Here is an 18,492-nt window from a genome sequence, read left to right as displayed (position 1 = left end):
TTTTACTCAATGCTGAAATGATCGTAGCCGTGCCACGGTAACTCAATCTCTTGATGACCACGATAGAACTTCACCCCATCAGCGGGCGAAACAATCTGGCCGATGCAGGTGTAATCCGCACCTAAATGGCTTAACGCCACTTCTAATGCGCCACGATTGATCTCCGGTACGGTAAAGCACAGCTCGTAGTCTTCTCCGCCTGTCAGTGCCCAACGCAACGCCTGTTCCACCTCGGCATGCTGGGTCATCGCTTGTGACATTGGCAGTTCATCCAGTTCAATGCGCGCCCCACACCTAGAAGCCTTGAGCACATGTTTCAAGTCAGAGATTAAACCATCGGAAATATCGATCGCCGAACTGGCCAGATCACGCAGCGCTTTACCCTGCAACACGCGCGGTGTCGGCCGTAAATGGCGTTTAAGCAAATAGTTACGCGCTTCTGGGTCGCTCACCTGCAAGCGTTGTTGCAGAATAGCCAGCCCGGCGGCACTGTCACCCAACATTCCGGTGACATAAATCCAGTCACCGATCTTGGCACCACTGCGTGTTAATGCGCGCCCGGCAGGTACCAGGCCATTGATGGTCAACGTCATGCTGAGTGGGCCACGTGTGGTATCCCCACCAATCAGTTGCATGCCGTAGTAATTGAGTTGTTCGAATAGGCTGTCACTGAACGCTTTCAGCCAGGCTTCATCCACATTAGGGAGTGTCAACGCCAAGGAAAGCCAAGCGGGATCAGCGCCCATTGCCGCCAGATCGCTCAGATTAACGGCTAACGCTTTGTAACCGAGATCGGCCGGATCTATCTCCGCCAAAAAATGGATGCCTGATACCAAGGTATCGGTACTGATGGCTAAAAGCTGTTTTTCTGCCACTGTCAGGAGTGCGCAGTCATCACCAATGCCCAACTGAACATCCCGGCGCACAGTCTCAGGACGGTTAAAATAACGGGCAATAAGATCGAACTCACCGCATGCCATGCTCTTTCCTCCAAAGAAATCAAGGCCGGTTTCCCGGCCTTTGTCGTTATTTTTTCTTACGGATACTGGGAGCAGCTTTGTCCAACACACCATTGACAAACTTGTGACTATCTTCAGCACCAAAGGTTTTCGCCAGTTCGATCGCTTCGTTGATAGCCACTTTGTAAGGAACATCCTCACGCATTTTTAGCTCAAACAGCGCAATGCGCAGTACGGCTCTTTCCACCTGGCCCAGCTCTTCGAGTTGGCGAGACAGATAGGGGGCCATCAGCCCATCCAGCATACCCGCATTGACTGCCACACCAGAAAGCAGCTCACGAAAATAGGCGATGTCAACATCTTTGACATCCTGCTCCGTCAGGAACTGATGTTCAACATCGGCAATGTCATTTCTAGACAACTGCCAAGAATAGATCGCTTGAACAGCGCACTCACGAGCGCGACGACGAGCAGCAGGTTTCACGGAATTCCCCTTAAACTAAATTCAGGCTTTAATCGCCTTGATAACATTAATCATTTCAAGTGCGGTCAGTGCTGCTTCTGCGCCTTTATTACCGGCTTTGGTCCCAGCGCGTTCAATCGCTTGTTCAATACTTTCAGTGGTCAGTACCCCAAAGGCAACCGGGATCTCGGTAGTCAATGAGACATGACCCAGGCCAGAGCTGGCTTCACCGGCCACATATTCAAAGTGCGCAGTACCACCACGGATCACGGTACCCAGCGCAATCACGGCGTCATATTTGCCAGTATTGGCCAATACACGTGCCGTTAATGGCAATTCGTATGCCCCAGGAACCCAAACAACGGTGATGTTGGCATCATCAACCTGACCCACACGTTTCAGGGCATCAATGGCGCCTTGCAGTAGGCTGTCGTTGATAAAATTGTTAAAACGTGCAATTGCGATCGCCACACGGGCATTAGGAGTGGCAACAACACCTTCAATAACTTTCATGGGCTTTCCTCAAGAATAGGTTCAATACCCCATAGGGGGGCGGATTCTATCATATTCTTTGTCTACCTGCGCGGCGGTTTTTTAAAACACCAGGGAGCAGGGAGATAAAAGTGGTATTCGTTATTTAGCAGTTAGCCGCAAACGCAAGTCTGGACCGATCTGGCGCACTTCACTGAAAACAAACTCTGGTGCCTCAGACAACTGTTCAAGACCCGGTAATTGACACAATCCCCGGCCATTATCACCCAATAACTTGGGTGCCACATACACTATCAGCTCATCAACCAGCCCGGCTTGCAGTAAGCTCCCCGCCAACTGGGCACCTGCCTCAACCCAAACCGTGTTCACTTGGCGTTTAGCCAGTTGCATCATCATCGCAACCAGATCAATCCCACCCCCATACTCAGGTAGCAACAATTGTTCTACACCTGCTGGCCAAGATTGAGTATCCGGTTGCAAACGTGCCAACCAAGTGTTCCCAGGCTGCTGTACCACCCGATGTTGTGGTGTGACCCGGTTCTGACTATCTAAAATAACCCGCACAGGTTGCCGCAGATTTTCACGCGGGTAGATTTGGCGAATGTCATCACTCAATTCATCCCAGCGCACTGTCAGTGACGGATCGTCGGCCAATACCGTGGCACTCGTGCTCAGGATGGCTGAACTTTCGGCACGCAAACGCTGTACATCCTGCCGGGATTGCGCTGAGGTGATCCACTGGCTTTCACCGGAGGCCATGGCAGTTCGGCCATCCAAAGAGGCCCCCAGTTTCAACTGCACATAAGGCAAACCGGTACGCATCCGCTTGAGGAAACCGCGATTGACCGCTTCAGCATCCGCCAGCATCACCCCGTGGCACACCTCAATACCCGCCTGCTGTAGCTTATGCAGGCCACGCCCGGCGACTTGCGGGTTAGGGTCTTGCATTGCCGCCACCACGCGGCTAACCCCCGCGCCAATCAGCGCATCAGCACAAGGTGGGGTACGACCCTGGTGGCTGCAAGGTTCCAGCGTGACATAAACGGTGGCACCACGCGCCAGTTCACCCGCCATACGTAACGCATGCACTTCGGCATGTGGCTCACCGGCTCGCAAATGGTAACCTTCACCAACAATCTGACCCTCGCGCACAATCACGCAACCGACATTCGGATTAGGTGTAGTGGTAAAACGCCCCTGCCGTGCCAGCTCAAAGGCACGCGCCATGTAAAATTGGTCGTTATGCATAAGCAACCAGCTTAATCCTGCAGTTTGGCGATTTCTTCGCCGAATTCACGAATGTCTTCAAAACTACGGTAAACCGATGCAAAACGGATATAAGCCACTTTATCCAGCTTTTTTAAGGCATCCATCACCAGATTACCCACCATTTTGGTCGGTACTTCGCGTTCACCCGTGGCCCGCAACTGGGATTTGATATGATTTATCGCGTTTTCTACATCGTCTGAGCTGACTGGGCGCTTTTCCAACGCTTTCAGCATCCCACGACGCAATTTATCTTCATTGAACGGTTCACGAACTTCATCACTTTTAATCACCCGCGGCATCACCAGTTCGGCTACTTCAAACGTGGTAAAACGCTCATTGCAGACCAGACATTGGCGACGACGGCGCACCTGAGAACCGTCCCCCACCAGGCGGGAATCAATCACTTTGGTATCAACAGCAGCGCAAAAAGGGCAATGCATAACTCATCCTGATAAGCATTTTATTGTTAAGCACAGTTTACCCCGAACTTGGGTTACAACAAAGCGCACAGGGCATTTGTTGTGAATTGCCTCGAGGGTTGCCCAATAAACATGCCACTGCCGAGTCTCTGGAACAGCAACAAACAAAAATGCCAGTCAGGATCCACTGACTGGCATTTAATTCAAGCTTGATATCTAGGGTTATTCAAGCTCCAGAAAGCGGTAGCCTAAATAAACGATGCCACTTGATCACGGTAAAATAGAGGGCTGATCTGCCCCTTCTTTTTCCACTTTCAGTTGCAGCATGTGCTCACGTTTCATCCCCAGTTTCAACGCCAGTGCCGAAGCAACGTAGATAGAGGAGATGGTACCGATAGACACACCAATCAACATGGTTAATGAGAAACCATGTAGCATCGCGCCACCAAAGATGTACAGCATCAGAACCACCATCAATGTCGTGGCGGAAGTCATAATGGTACGACTCAGGGTTTGTGTCAGCGAAACGTTCACGATTTCGTAAGGTGTACCACGGCGGATCTTGCGAAAGTTCTCACGGATACGGTCAGAAACCACAATACTGTCGTTCAGCGAGTAACCGATAACCGACATCAATGAAGCGACGATGGTCAAGTCAATCTCGATATGGAAGAGCGACAATATCCCCATGGTGATAACCACGTCGTGAGCCAGTGCCAGAACCGCACCCAATGCCAGACGCCATTCAAACCGGAACCCAACATAGATCAGGATACAGATCAACGCCACCAACAACGCCATACCACCGGTTTGCGCCAGTTCACTCCCGACACTCGGGCCTACGAACTCAATACGCTTGACCGTCGCATTTTTATCAACGGATGCGTTGATCACGCTGATCACTTTATTACCCAGTTCCTGACCTACGCTACCCTCTACTGGCGGCATACGCACCATAATGTCACGGCTGCTGCCAAAGTTCTGGATAATCGGATCCTTAAACCCGGCTTGTTCCAAGGTATCGCGCAGCAGGTCAAGATTGGCGGGTTGCTCCAGGTTAATTTCAATCACCGTACCACCGGTGAAATCCAGCCCCCAGTTAAAACCGCGTAGCGACATAATAGTGACAGACGCAATCAATAATATTATTGAAATGGCGAAGGCCAGATAATCCCAACGCATAAAGTCATGGACTTTACGGCCGTAGTTAAGTTGTTCAACAGTATAATCCTGTGCCACAACACACTCCTCAAATAGACAGCTTGTTAATGCGCTTGCCGCCGTAAAGCAGGTTGACAATGGCACGGGTACCAACAATGGCAGTGAACATGGACGTTGCCACGCCAATTGCGGTGGTAATTGCAAAGCCTTTGATCGAACCTGTACCCACTGCATACAGAATAATTGCAGTAATCAAGGTGGTGATGTTGGCATCAACAATACTGGAGAACGCGCCTTTATAGCCCTCATGGATGGCCTGTTGAACGGATCGCCCATTCTTCAGTTCCTCCTTGATACGCTCGTTTATCAGGACGTTGGCATCGACCGCTACCGCCAGTGTCAGCACGATACCGGCAATACCCGGCATGGTGAGCGTCGCCCCTGGCAACAGTGACATTATACCGACAATCAGCACCAGGTTAGCCATCAGCGCCGTTGAGGCGATCAGGCCAAACTTGCGATACCAAACCACCATAAACACGATGGAGGCAACCAAGCCCCACAGACAGGCTTCCAGACCCTGGGTAATATTCTGCTGACCCAGTGTCGGACCAATGGTCCGCTCTTCAACAATCTGGATCGGCGCAATCAACGCACCAGCACGCAACAACAACGACAGTTGACGAGCTTCATTCGGGTTGTCGATACCGGTGATACGGAAACTGTTACCCAGACGCGACTGAATATTGGCCACGTTGATCACTTCTTCCTGCTTCACCAGAATGGCGCGTCCATTGGCATCTCTCTTGCCGCTGTCTTTATACTCGACAAACAGCGTAGCCATAGGTTTACCAATGTTATCCTTGGTGAAGTTGGACATGATAGTCCCACCTGCGCCGTCCAGGGAGATATTCACCTGTGGGCTACCCATTTCATCGGTACCGGAGGTGGAGTCGGTGATATGGTCACCGGTCAGGATCACCCTTTTGTAAAGTACGATTGGCTGACCATCACGGGTGAATTTGACTTCTGAATCACCCGGCACACGGCCACTTGCCGCAGCAGAGGCATCCACATTGGTGTTCACCAAGCGGAATTCCAGTGTCGCCGTCGCACCCAAAATTTCTTTGGCGCGAGCCGTATCCTGGATCCCAGGCAGTTCAACCACGATGCGGTCGGCTCCCTGGCGCTGTACCAACGGTTCAGCAACACCCAGTTGGTTAACACGGTTACGCAGGATAGTGATGTTCTGTTGCACCGCGTATTCACGGGCCTCAGTCAAACGGGCATCGGTCAAGACGGCTCTCAGTGTGTTGCTGCCATTGGCAGACAACACCAGATCACGCTGACGTGGCGTGATATAGCTGATGGCCTGATCGCGGGTGGCATCATCACGGAAACGGACTTCGACAGCGTTGTTTTCCAACTTGCGAATCGCTGCATAGGGGATGCCCTTCTCACGCAGTTCAGTGCGTAAGGTGTCCATCGTCTGTTCCTGCAACTTGCTCAACGCGGTGTCCATATCGACTTCCATCAAGAAGTGCACACCACCACGTAAGTCCAGCCCCAGTTTCATTGGTTCCGCATTGATTCTAGCGAGCCAGGCAGGTGTTGCTGGAGCCAGATTCAGCGCCACAACATATTTATCACCCAACTCCGCCATCAGAACTTCACGGGCACGTAACTGGACATCAGTATCTTTAAAGCGAGCCAGGATGGCACCGTTTTCCAGTGCAATCGACTTGCTTACAATATTATCTTTTTCTAATACGTTACGGACTTGATCCAGCGTCGCCTCACTGGCGGCGATACCACGCGCGCCAGTGATTTGTACCGCAGGATCTTCACCGTAAATGTTGGGAAGTGCATAAAGCAGACCGACGAAGATCACCACGATCAGCATCAGATACTTCCACAAAGGATAACGGTTTAGCACGGCAATTCCCTTAGGGAAAACAAAATTATAGAGCCTTCATCGTACCTTTCGGTAGAACGGCCGCAACAAAGTCACGCTTGATCATCACTTCGGTAGTGTCATTAAGCGCAATAGCAATAATACCGGTGTCAGCCACTTTGGTGACGCGGCCAATCAGCCCACCCGTGGTCAGCACTTCATCCCCTTTGCCGATGGACTCCATCAGTTTTTTATGCTCTTTAGCACGTTTTTGCTGCGGACGCAGGATCATAAAATAGAAAATCAGGCCAAACACCACCAGCATGATAGGCAGCGAGTACGGGCTTGCCTGGGCCGAGGCTCCAGTGGCTGCAACGGCGTCAGAAATGAAAAAGCTCATTGAAATTCCCTCACTAAGTATTAATTATTAATTCAAACAGTTAAAGGTGGAACCGGCTTACCGATCCGCCTGTAAAAATCCGCAACAAACAGCTCTAATTTACTCTCTTCAATAGCCTTACGTAAACCCGCCATCAAACGTTGGTAGTAACGCAGGTTATGAATCGTGTTCAACCGAGCACCCAGTATTTCGTTGCAACGGTCAAGATGATGCAAGTAGGCACGACTATAATGGCGACAAGTATAACAATCACAATCTTTATCCAGCGTCGATGTATCATCCTTATGCTTGGCATTACGGATTTTCACCACACCGTCAGTGACAAACAGATGACCATTACGGGCATTACGTGTTGGCATCACACAATCGAACATATCGATACCACGACGCACCCCTTCCACCAGATCTTCCGGTTTGCCAACCCCCATCAGATAACGAGGCTTATCCTGCGGAATTTGTGGGCAAACATGTTCAAGAATACGGTGCATATCCTCTTTAGGCTCACCGACTGCTAAACCGCCCACAGCGTACCCATCAAAGCCGATATCCACCAGCCCTTTTACGGAAACATCACGTAAATCTTGGTAAATACCCCCTTGAATAATACCAAATAACGCATTTTTGTTATTCAGCTCATCAAAGCGCTGACGGCTACGCTGCGCCCAACGCAGTGACATCTCCATCGAACGTTTAGCATAGTCCCAATCTGCCGGATAAGGTGTGCATTCGTCAAAAATCATCACAATGTCAGACCCCAGATCATACTGGATCTCCATGGACTTTTCTGGGCTGAGGAACACTTTATCGCCGTTGATAGGGTTACGGAAATAGACGCCTTCTTCTTTAATCTTACGCATTGCCCCGAGGCTAAACACCTGGAAACCACCTGAGTCGGTGAGAATCGGCCCGTGCCACTGCATAAAATCGTGCAAGTCACCATGCAGTTTCATGATTTCTTGCCCTGGGCGCAACCATAAATGAAAGGTGTTACCCAACAAGATCTGCGCGCCGGTCTCTTTCACCTCTTCCGGTGTCATACCTTTCACCGTGCCATAGGTACCAACCGGCATAAAAGCGGGCGTTTCTACGACACCTAGGTCAAAGATCAAGCGGCCACGACGAGCGCGCCCATCCGTTGTCTGTAATTCGTACTTCACAAAACCTCCAGCACCAGAGAAACAGTCCAGTGTTGTTAAAACAGAGCCACGCAGGATGCGTAACCCACAAATATAGCCATCACGGTGCCCACTGCCACCGTGTTGGCGGCATTAGCGATTTGCTCAGACGGATTGTTCACCCACCGACAGATTCAGTTTCTGCCTTGACATTATGGCTGATAAACATCGCATCACCATAACTGAAGAACCGGTACTGCTCGGCCACCGCCTGTTGGTAGGCATTGATGGTATTACGGTAACCAGCGAATGCCGAAACCAGCATAATCAAGGTTGACTCAGGCAGATGGAAATTGGTCACCAGCGCATCAACCACCTCATAATGGTAGCCCGGATAGATAAAAATACGGGTATCACCAAAGAAAGGCGCAATCACCCCCTGCTGACAAGCCTTGGCCGCACTTTCCAGTGAACGTACTGATGTGGTCCCTACCGCCACCACCCGGTTGCCCCGTGCTTTACACGCCAATACGGCATCGACGACATCCTGCGGCACTTCAGCATATTCGGCATGCATAATATGATCTTCAATGGTTTCCACCCGTACCGGTTGGAAAGTCCCCGCGCCTACGTGCAACGTGACAAACGCCATGACCACGCCCTTGGCGCGCAATGCAGCAAGCAGTGCTTGGTCAAAGTGCAACCCCGCGGTCGGGGCGGCCACTGCCCCTGGCTTTTCGCTGTACACCGTCTGATAGAGCTCGCGGTCGGCGGCTTCATCTGGGCGATCAATGTAGGGAGGTAACGGCATATGCCCCGCCGCATTAAGGAGGGTAAGCACATCTCGCTCATCATTAAAGCGCAGTTCGAACAGCGTGTCATGACGCGCCACCATCGTTGCTGCGATGCTCTCATCATCCCCCAGTAGCAATTCAGCCCCCGGTTTAGGCGCTTTGGATGCTCGCACATGAGCCAGTACCCGGTGTTGGTCCAAGACGCGTTCCACCAGGACTTCTAGCTTGCCACCACTCACCTTGCGGCCAAAGAGACGAGCCGGGATCACTCGGGTATTGTTAAAGACCAACAGATCACCCGCTTGCAGAATATCCAGCAGGTCGGTAAACACACCATGGGTCAACGCCCCACTCGGCCCATCCAATTGCAGCAAGCGGCAGGCACTACGCTCAGGTTGTGGGTAACGAGCAATCAAAGAATCGGGGAGATCAAAAGAAAAATCAGCGACGCGCATGGGTATCCACTTCTTCAAATACAGGCTATCGGTTAAAACAAGCGCTACAGTCTAAAGCCGTGGGCCACAAGCGGCAAGAAATAACAAAAAATTACCTCTCCTCCCCTTAATGCAAGCTGCAGAGGCTACCCGCTACGCCCCTCTATGGGTGCGTTACGATGCGGCCTCGCAACTTGAATCACGCCGGGGATAATACTGCTTATCCCCCATCATCGGTTAATGCAACACACCGAGCCCGAAGCTGTCATCGGTGATAACAGACAGAATGCCACCATTGGTGATGTAACTACCACTAATGGCACCGGTTGCGGTTATCGTGCCCAGTACCGGTTGGTTATAGTTGAGTACGCCATAGTTACTCCCTTGGAAAACCGTGGTGCCACTCAATTCGCTATCAAACTGTTCACCCTCGGTGGTGGTGACATAATAGTTTCCATCTGCAGCGCCTGTCGCCAAAGGCAGCGCAGAAGGCTGAGGTGCATAGAAACTCATGCCATAAATGGTTGATGAACGGGTCAGAATCAACGGTACCGGTTTGCCATTAACCATACCGCTGATCAGGGAGCCGCTTAATACGCCATCATTAGCGCTAGGGGTGCCGCCGACAAAGTAATCAAAGGCATTATGGCTACTGTTCCAGGCAATATATCCTTTAGTGCTGGGCGCACAGTTGGCATCGTAGGTGATAAAACCCGGCGTGGCGGAAGCTTGGCAGGTTTGCCAAGTGGCAGCCGAAGAACGCAAGCGAGCAGAGCCACTCTGTAGAGTCGCATGACCATCGCTAACGCTATGCTGGATACCCGTTACATTATAAATATCCGCCAGCGCTTTATAATCACTGTTGATATTCTGGAACGCCAACAATGGCAGGAATGCATTTTCCGCGACTTTGGCTACCCCGCCAGATAACACACCGCCCCCCATAAAGGTAAACTGCGCCCCATTCTCATCACTATTGAAAGTACAACCATTCTGCGTCAACAGCGTACCGCTACGCACCGTACCTGCAGAACGTTGCAAGCTGGCATCGATAGTGATGGTGTAGCTCATGGTGACAGGATCGAAATTGATGGTCAGCTCCTCACCAAAGGTATCACCGCCTTTATAGGTGGTGGCTGCGGTGGGTAGATTGCTACAGGCTTGCGGCGGGAGATTGCCGCTATCGACACAACTGTAGTTAATGACCGCATCTTGGCTACCGCTCCCCTTAAATTTAGGCCAGGAAGGATATTGGCAAAGGGGTCTGGTTCGCCCGTAGGTTTGTGCGTTGACATCCATCACCCAACGATTACCGGGTGCCACGCCATGCTCAACCCAGTTTTCCAACGCGCTTAATGAATTCCATGCTGGCAGAAAACTGCCTGTTCCATGCCCCATTCCTGGTACGGTATAAAAGCGAACGCCCTGAACGACAGCATCCTGCCCAACGGTATTAATCACTGCCTGATACCAGGAAATGGTGGAGTTTGGACTAATCACTTCGTCTGCAAGGCCATGCAGTAGAATCAGACGGCGTTGCTGACCAAGAAACTCGGAGATATCCGGATTGGTGGCATCGGTTAATGCCGATACTTGCTGAACTCTAGCGGTGTAACTGCCAGGATCTACCGGGTTAAAGGTCAAGGAGTCAAAGGTCGGCTCACGGGTAATAAAATATTTTACCCACTGATCGCCAGTCACATACATATTGGCATCGCCCTTGACCGCCGGATTCGCTGGAACCGGGCGGGTCCCCAAGTTACGCGTAGTAAAGGGACCAGCGACCAAAGTCCCCTCCAGCAGATTGTATCCCCCCGCCACATTGACACCATTGGCTAAGGAATAATTCAACTGCAACGGCGATTCGATCACCTTAACGGTAGCGATCTGCGCATCAGAGAGGCAGGTATCACCACTATCTTGTCCGTTAGGGCAACGCAGACTAGTCAGTACCTGCTCACTCCCGGCCCGGCACCCCTCAACATTACTGATAACCTTGTCTAACACGCCGTCCAAGCCATCACAGGCGGTCATCGCGGTCTGTTGTACCAGCAGCGTTTTATTGATATTCAACCAACCGGCACCATTGTCGAGATACAACGCGCGGCCTAACGCCACATTGGACAGACGAGTGCCGGTGTAATTGAGTGCCGGTTCGTTGGCAATCACGCCATCATAGTCTTGGGGCCAGCGCTGGATATAGCTCAGTGCATCACGCCCCCCGGTAGAGGTCCCAAGGAAATAGCTGTACTTTGGCAATTGCCCATAACGCTGTTTCAGCAGCAGCAAAGCAACATCATGGGTCTTTTTCAATGTATCACCGCCATAATTGGTCAGCGCTTCATCGTTCATCGCAAAACTGCCATCGGTAATACTGCTGCTCTGATGGCCGGAGTCATCCCCCCAGGTCGCATAACCCTGTGCCAGCGGTGCCGGGTTACTTGGCAAACCAAAACGAACGGTTTCCGTGCCATCAATCAATTTGCCATCAAAACCCCCACCACCAAAATGGATCGCTTTATTGTTCCATTTAGTCGGGAAATTAACGGCGAAATTAATGTTTGTATCCCCACCACTGACAGAAAAAATTTTACCGCGCACCTGGCAATATTCCCCCAAGGTATTTCCAGTCGCATCAGCCAGGAGCAGTGAAGCTGAAACCACTTGAGCGCCGCCAGTGGCTAAGGTGAACGCTGACGCAGGGAAGGTGACACCATTGAGTTGCTCACAGGCCTGTTGTGCCGTAAGAACAACCGGATCAACGGGATCCACCGGTTCGACCGGATCGACCGGGTCTACCGGATTAACAGGGTCGACGGGGTTAACTGGGTCGATGGGATTAACAGGATCAACAGGATCACTCCCGCCAGAATTCGCACTCTGTGTTGAATCTGGATTACAGCCAGCCAGTAATAGGCAGATTAAACTGGTTAGCAACGGGTATTTTATCTTGGTTGTTATTCTATTATACCAACCTGTAGGTAGAGGCTTCATGGCTTGAATTTCCTTATCTTATTATTGAACCTGTTATACCCATCGCCTTTCGAGATACCGAAAAGTTGACTTTATTATTCTATATCAATAACTTTGCCCTTCGCGGGTGACTGTAAACATCTCAAAATCACTTGGGTATAGCGCAATCGAAATAGGGTTTTCTTTTTGGGACTTGAGTGCCAAAGCAAAATGAATTATCAGCGGTGTAACAGCTGTGAAAAAGTCAGGTTAATCCAAATGCAAAACGATGAGGTTGACCATAAGCCCCTATTGATGTGAAAGCTGTCGTCATCACGAAAAAAATCCACTTAATAACTAACAATGTTTGCATTTTTTTCATATTACATCCCTATAAATAAGTATTGATTTAACATCAATAACTCTTTGTTTACAAAGAACATCTTTATCTTTTCCTACAAAGACATGGAAAAATATAGGTGATACTTGTCAATTTGCCAATTTCGAATCAACAGAAATAATAAATAAACGTTAAGGCTGAGCGACGTTGAATAGGACAAAGCTGCAACTGGAATAATTTCGCGTATAATAGCGGTATGAATTTTCTCGCTCATCTCCATTTGGCTCAGCTTGCAGAAAGCTCGCTACTCGGTAACCTGCTCGCCGACTTTGTGCGTGGCAACCCGATGAATCAATACGCTCCTGAGGTGGTTGCTGGCATCATGATGCATCGGCGTATCGATGTATTAACTGATAGCCAGCCAGAAGTCAGGGCCTGTTATAACTATTTCAGCCCCTCCTTCCGCCGCGTCGCGCCGATTACACTGGATATCGTCTGGGATCATTTTCTGGCTCGCCATTGGCAACAGTTTGAACCCGATTGCAGTTTGCCCCATTTTGCCCAGCAAGCACGTCATCTGATTGAGCCGCATCTGGCGCAAACGCCGCAACGCTTCCAGAGACTGAATGACTACCTTTGGCCTGATCGATGGCTGGAGCGCTATGCCGAGCTGCCGTTTATCGCCCAAGTACTGCAAGGCATGGCCAGCCGCCGCCCCAAGCTGCAAGCTCTGGCCGGTTCTTTTGCTGATGTGGAGCACCATTATCATCTGCTTGAAAGCCACTTCTGGCAGTTTTACCCACGCATGGTGCAACAAGCCAAAGACAAAGCATTTTGAGCAGACCTCCCCCGTTAAATTTGGCAAGTTGTAATGAATATACCCTTTACCCCTTGCCCTTTTATCCAAAAAGGTTACCTTAACCTTGCTAAACACGATCATTGGTTTTGATAGGTTAAAGCTATCTCATTGATTGGTCTTTTACTCTTTCTTCATTAGATAAGGGTCTCTATACTGGCCCTTGCTTTTACATCAACCCTTTGAACAACTATTACAGGAGTAATTATGGTCCTGGTAACTCGTCAAGCCCCTGACTTCACTGCTGCAGCCGTACTTGGCAACGGCGAAATCGTCGGAAACTTCAACCTGAAGAAGCACCTGAACGGCAAACCTGCTGTTCTGTTCTTCTGGCCGATGGACTTCACCTTCGTATGTCCTTCTGAATTGATTGCCTTCGATCACCGTTATGAAGAATTCAAAAAGCGTGGCGTTGAAGTTGTTGGCGTCTCTTTCGACTCTGAATTCGTTCACAACGCATGGCGTAAAACCCCTATCGATAAAGGCGGCATCGGTGAAGTGAAATATGCCATGGTTGCTGACATTAAGCGTGAAATTCAGCAAGCTTACGGCATTGAACACCCAGACGCGGGCGTTGCTCTGCGTGGTTCTTTCCTGATCGACAAAAATGGTATCGTGCGTGCACAGGTTGTCAACGACCTGCCAATCGGCCGTAATATCGATGAAATGCTCCGTACTGTTGATGCACTGCAATTCCACGAAGAGCACGGCGAAGTGTGCCCAGCTCAGTGGGAAAAAGGCAAAGCAGGTATGGGCGCTTCTCCAGATGGCGTAGCTAAATACCTGTCTGAAAACGCAGCCAAGCTGTAATAGCGTTCCAGCAGTATGATAATCGGCCAGCCCTGCTGGCCGTTTTTTTATCTTTTCTGTCACCACCACTGAGCAGATTCACTGCTTTACTCACCCGTTTCCTTCGCATTTTTTACGCGGCCCACCCTCAATTAGCAGCCAAAACCGATGATCACCAAATCCATTCAAACTATTAAAGCTTGAACTATAACGAGTCTCTCGATCATTATAAAAAGTCTGACAGAATAAATAGGGGACGTTATGTTTTTGCAAAAATGGAATAAGCCACTCGCCTTGGTTGCCTTACTGGTCAGCTCTCACCTGCATGCTGCGTCCAGTCCAGCCGTGGAAGCGCAACAAGGCATGGTGGTGACATCGCAACATCTGGCCTCTCAAGTGGGCGTGGATATTCTCAAAATGGGGGGCAACGCAGTAGATGCCGCGGTAGCGGTAGGTTACGCACAAGCGGTGGTCAACCCTTGCTGCGGTAATATTGGTGGTGGCGGCTTTATGACGCTACACCTGGCCGATGGTACGGATACCTTTATCAACTTCCGTGAAACCGCCCCTGCTGCGGCCAGTGCCGATATGTATTTAGATGCCAACGGCAAGGTGAAAAAGGATGCCAGCCTGTATGGCTACCTAGCCGCAGGCGTACCAGGGACAGTATTGGGAATGGAAACCGCACGGGAGAAATACGGTAAGCTGAGCCGTGCACAAGTCATGGCCCCCGCCATCAGATTAGCACGTGAAGGGTTTATCCTGACCCGTGCCGATACCGACATTCTCGACACCACAGTTGCACGTTTCAAGCAAGATCCAGAATCGGCTAAAATTTTCCTGCGTCGCGATGGTTCACCACTATTGCCAGGGGATCGTCTGATACAAACGGATCTGGCCAATACCCTGGAAACCATTGCCAAAGAGGGGCCGACTGCTTTCTATCATGGCAAAATTCCACAAGCGGTAGAAGCTGCTGCTAAACGTGGGGGTGGTATCATTACCGCTGCCGATTTTGCCCATTACAAAGTCACCGAAACGACACCGATTACCTGCAGCTATCGCGGTTATAAATTTATCTCCGCACCACCACCCAGTTCTGGTGGCGTGACCTTGTGCGAAATTCTTAATATTGTTGAAGGTTATGATCTGAAGAGTATGGGGTTTAATTCTGCGGCGGCGATCCACACCATGAGCGAAGCCATGCGCCATGCCTATATGGATCGTAATACCTATCTGGGTGATCCCGAATTCATCAAAAACCCGATTGACCGTCTGACCAGTAAAAGCTATGCCAATGAAATCCGTACCCAGATCATCGCCAATCAGGCAACCCCATCGAAAGATGTTCAACCCGGCATAGCGCCACACGAAAAACCGGAAACGACCCATTATTCAATTGTCGACCATGAAGGCAATGCGGTATCGACCACCTATACCGTTAATGGCCGATTTGGTGCAGTGGTGATCGCCCCAGGTACCGGGTTCTTCCTTAACGATGAGATGGATGACTTTACCGTCAAGGTGGGTGAGAAAAATCTTTATGGCCTGGTACAAGGAACCGCCAATGCCATTGCCCCCAATAAGCGTCCACTCTCTTCAATGAGCCCAACCCTGGTGACCAAAGACAATAAAACCTTTATGGTGCTCGGTTCCCCTGGAGGATCACGTATTATCACCATCACGCTGCAAACTGCCTTGAACATCATTGATCATGGTATGGCACCGCAGGAAGCGGTAGATGCACCAAGGATTCACCATCAATGGCTACCGGATGAAGTCTATTACGAGCAGCGCGGGCTCTCTGCCGACACGCTGAACGTCCTCAAGGGCATGGGCTACAAGATGGTTGAACAAACACCATGGGGGGCTGCAGAACTGATCCAGGTGGGCTTGCCGGGGGCGGCGGGGGTTCGCTCCACTGACTCCGGCAATGACTCGGCGGTCTCTGGCAAGGTACGCGTCGGTTATATCTACGGTGCCAATGATGCACGCCGACCCGCTGGGGCTGCCATCGGATATTAATTAATCTGTCGTTTACCCGCCACTCCACGTGGCGGGTAAACGGTTATCAGCTTCAGCCCGGCAACCGCCATATATTGGCGGATTCAGCCGCTAGCTTCAGTTGCAAGCCTGTGCCAAGCGCACTTAACTCCCCTTCCCCCTCTAACTGTTGCCATTGCCCCTTTAGCAACAAAGGATTATAAGGCAGCATCACGTCACCTGCGTCACTTCGCTGTAAAGCGATCAGCACCCGCTCCTGTTGGTAACACCGCACAAACACCAGCGTTTCACCCTGCGCATAGAGTACCTGGCAAGCACCGCGCCGTAATGCTTTGCTCTGCTTACGCAATGCTATCAAACGGCTAAACAACGCCAGCAAGGGCTGGTCCCATTGGTTTTCATCCCAGGGGAATGGCTTACGACAGAAAGGATCATTCCCGCCATCCAGACCTATTTCATCGCCATAATATAAACAAGGCACGCCAATCCAGCTAAGCAGCCACACCGCCGCCATTTGCATACGGCGCGGGTTATTATCCAGCAGTGTCAGAAAACGAGCGGTATCATGGCTATCCAACTGGTTAAATTGAATCAGTTGGCAATTATGTGATAATCCGGCACGGTAACTTTCCATCCATTGCGCGCAAGCCGCCGCATCAAGTTGTATTGGATGATAGGCAACATCTACCCCCGCCAAAAAGGCGCGTACCGGTAAAGCGAACCCCATGTAATTCATCGCGGCATCTTCCACCCCGGCATGCAGCCAACGGCGTGCGTCGCCAAAATGTTCGCCTAATACATAGGCGTGCGGGTTTTCCTGTTTGATCGCCTGATAAATCCCCCCCACATGGTGCAAATTAGCTTCTGCGCCACCGTTCTCCCCTAACATATGCACCACATCCAGTCGCCAGCCATCAATACTGTAGGGTGGCCGTAACCAATGGCGCACCACACTGTCTTGCGCCTGATAAATGGCCTGCACCACCTGAGGTTCTGCGAAGTTGAGTTTTGGCAGCGTGCTATTCCCCTTCCAGCTCAGCACATTACCGTCCGGGTAGAAGTTAAACCAACCGCGATAGGGGGAATCTGTATTGTGGCATGCCCCTTCCTTACCCTGCTGATAACGGTCAAACCACGGATGTGAGTCGCCAATATGGTTGAATACCCCATCCAACACCAGTTTAACGCCGATATTACTCGTCATTGCCCGCAAGCGCAGTAACGCCGGATTACCCCCCAGGTAAGGGTCAACCTGGTAATAATCTTCGGTGTCATATTTATGGACACTGGGCGAGGTAAAAATCGGGTTCAAATAGAGTGCAGTGATACCCAGTTGCTGCAAATAGGGCAGTTTCTGGCAGATACCCTCTAAATCCCCGCCGTAAAAGGTAGAGGCGGCAAATTTATCCACCAACGGCTGCTGCCACTCACTGCGCACTACATCGCAACCTGCAGCATGGTGTCGATAACTTCCCATCTTAATGCCATGTTCACCACCACTGCTGGCAAAGCGGTCAGGAAATATTTGATAAAATATCTGATCCGCCACCCAGGATGGCGTGGTGTCGGGTTCATCTACCGCAAACTGAGCTAATTGTCCTGGCGGTGTCAATGACCAACCTTCCGGGCCAAACCACTGCTGGCGGTCAGCCCACAGTAATTTGAAACAATAGCGCCGTACCGCTTCCCCTTCATCTAGCGGTAAACTGGCCTGATAGCGCCACAGTCCCTCTTCTGGCTGCGCTTTCATTATCAGTAACCACTCTTCATTATCGGGCTCAACACGCAGGAATACCCGTTCGGGCAAGTCATCTCCCTGCAACCACAACGTAATCTGCAAACGTTGTTTTTTTCTTGTCATGAATGGTGGAACGGGTTGATGCCAGGCATTGAGCATGACTTTTCTCTCCTGATATACCAAATAGAAGCAACGGTATTACACTCTGTGGGACACCATGACACGCTCAATAGCATTTCCCCTCCTCTCTGGATAATAAACTTTGGGGCTGAGTGAAGGGGAGGAGAGCCCGAACGGGGGATTGAAGGCAAAGTAACAAGAGATTGCCCCCATGGCGAGGGCAAACATTAGCGGGGATTCTACCTGAAATGATTCGCGTATCCCCACCGCACAGCCAACCGCAGGGCGGCGGG

At 50.8% G+C, this 18,492-nt stretch carries 15 protein-coding genes; 3 read left to right on the top strand and 12 right to left on the bottom strand.

Going from position 1 to position 18,492, the window contains the following annotated elements:
* Positions 1 to 2: 2 nt before the first annotated feature.
* The 11 genes from thiL to AC2A06_RS00390 form a co-directional block, all read right to left on the bottom strand.
* Positions 3 to 980, bottom strand: coding sequence for a thiamine-phosphate kinase (gene thiL, locus AC2A06_RS00440; RefSeq protein ID WP_473195901.1), 978 nt, complete (start codon positions 978 to 980; stop codon positions 3 to 5).
* Between the two features lie 46 nt (positions 981 to 1,026).
* Positions 1,027 to 1,443: a transcription antitermination factor NusB gene (nusB, locus tag AC2A06_RS00435; RefSeq protein WP_023489502.1), complete on the bottom strand. Its 417-nt coding sequence runs from the start codon at positions 1,441 to 1,443 to the stop codon at positions 1,027 to 1,029.
* A gap of 21 nt (positions 1,444 to 1,464) precedes the next feature.
* On the bottom strand, positions 1,465 to 1,935 hold the full coding sequence (gene ribH / locus AC2A06_RS00430) for a 6,7-dimethyl-8-ribityllumazine synthase (protein ID WP_023489501.1): 471 nt from the start codon (positions 1,933 to 1,935) through the stop codon (positions 1,465 to 1,467).
* A 120-nt stretch (positions 1,936 to 2,055) separates the two neighbouring features.
* A complete protein-coding gene (ribD, locus tag AC2A06_RS00425) occupies positions 2,056 to 3,162 on the bottom strand; it encodes a bifunctional diaminohydroxyphosphoribosylaminopyrimidine deaminase/5-amino-6-(5-phosphoribosylamino)uracil reductase RibD (protein WP_484379003.1) in 1,107 nt (368 codons plus the stop codon).
* An 11-nt stretch (positions 3,163 to 3,173) separates the two neighbouring features.
* On the bottom strand, positions 3,174 to 3,623 hold the full coding sequence (nrdR, locus tag AC2A06_RS00420) for a transcriptional regulator NrdR (RefSeq protein ID WP_021180191.1): 450 nt from the start codon (positions 3,621 to 3,623) through the stop codon (positions 3,174 to 3,176).
* Positions 3,624 to 3,872: 249 nt separating this feature from the next.
* The gene (gene secF / locus AC2A06_RS00415) at positions 3,873 to 4,841 is read right to left on the bottom strand and encodes a protein translocase subunit SecF (RefSeq protein ID WP_023489499.1); all 969 of its coding nucleotides are present in this window, start codon (positions 4,839 to 4,841) and stop codon (positions 3,873 to 3,875) included.
* Between the two features lie 10 nt (positions 4,842 to 4,851).
* Positions 4,852 to 6,699: a protein translocase subunit SecD gene (secD, locus tag AC2A06_RS00410; RefSeq protein WP_072011637.1), complete on the bottom strand. Its 1,848-nt coding sequence runs from the start codon at positions 6,697 to 6,699 to the stop codon at positions 4,852 to 4,854.
* 25 nt (positions 6,700 to 6,724) lie between these two features.
* Entirely contained in the window at positions 6,725 to 7,057 is a 333-nt protein-coding gene (gene yajC, locus AC2A06_RS00405) for a preprotein translocase subunit YajC (protein WP_484379002.1), read from the bottom strand.
* A gap of 32 nt (positions 7,058 to 7,089) precedes the next feature.
* The gene (gene tgt, locus AC2A06_RS00400; protein WP_484379001.1) at positions 7,090 to 8,214 is read right to left on the bottom strand and encodes a tRNA guanosine(34) transglycosylase Tgt; all 1,125 of its coding nucleotides are present in this window, start codon (positions 8,212 to 8,214) and stop codon (positions 7,090 to 7,092) included.
* Between the two features lie 136 nt (positions 8,215 to 8,350).
* Positions 8,351 to 9,421 carry a tRNA preQ1(34) S-adenosylmethionine ribosyltransferase-isomerase QueA gene (queA, locus tag AC2A06_RS00395; protein ID WP_484379000.1) on the bottom strand — a complete coding sequence of 357 codons (1,071 nt, stop codon included), beginning with the start codon at positions 9,419 to 9,421 and terminating at the stop codon, positions 8,351 to 8,353.
* A 216-nt stretch (positions 9,422 to 9,637) separates the two neighbouring features.
* Positions 9,638 to 12,394 carry a tannase/feruloyl esterase family alpha/beta hydrolase gene (locus AC2A06_RS00390; protein WP_484378999.1) on the bottom strand — a complete coding sequence of 919 codons (2,757 nt, stop codon included), beginning with the start codon at positions 12,392 to 12,394 and terminating at the stop codon, positions 9,638 to 9,640.
* A 554-nt stretch (positions 12,395 to 12,948) separates the two neighbouring features.
* On the opposite strand from AC2A06_RS00390, the gene AC2A06_RS00385 reads away from it, so the two are divergent.
* The 3 genes from AC2A06_RS00385 (at position 12,949) to ggt (ending at position 16,362) form a co-directional block, all read left to right on the top strand.
* Complete coding sequence (locus tag AC2A06_RS00385) at positions 12,949 to 13,530, top strand: acyl carrier protein phosphodiesterase (RefSeq protein WP_484378998.1); 582 nt, start codon at positions 12,949 to 12,951, stop codon at positions 13,528 to 13,530.
* Positions 13,531 to 13,755: 225 nt separating this feature from the next.
* Positions 13,756 to 14,358, top strand: coding sequence for a peroxiredoxin C (locus AC2A06_RS00380; RefSeq protein WP_023489491.1), 603 nt, complete (start codon positions 13,756 to 13,758; stop codon positions 14,356 to 14,358).
* Between the two features lie 240 nt (positions 14,359 to 14,598).
* On the top strand, positions 14,599 to 16,362 hold the full coding sequence (gene ggt / locus AC2A06_RS00375) for a gamma-glutamyltransferase (RefSeq protein ID WP_484378997.1): 1,764 nt from the start codon (positions 14,599 to 14,601) through the stop codon (positions 16,360 to 16,362).
* Between the two features lie 52 nt (positions 16,363 to 16,414).
* On the opposite strand, the gene malZ is transcribed toward ggt, so the two are convergent.
* Positions 16,415 to 18,238, bottom strand: a complete 1,824-nt coding sequence (gene malZ, locus AC2A06_RS00370; protein ID WP_484378996.1) for a maltodextrin glucosidase — start codon at positions 18,236 to 18,238, stop codon at positions 16,415 to 16,417.
* Between the last annotated feature and the right edge of the window lie 254 nt (positions 18,239 to 18,492).

This window comes from Serratia sp. HNCC26DJ244 (assembly GCF_057180565.1).
Note: the sequence above shows the minus strand (reverse complement) of the source record. Positions and strands in the feature narration are given on the sequence as shown.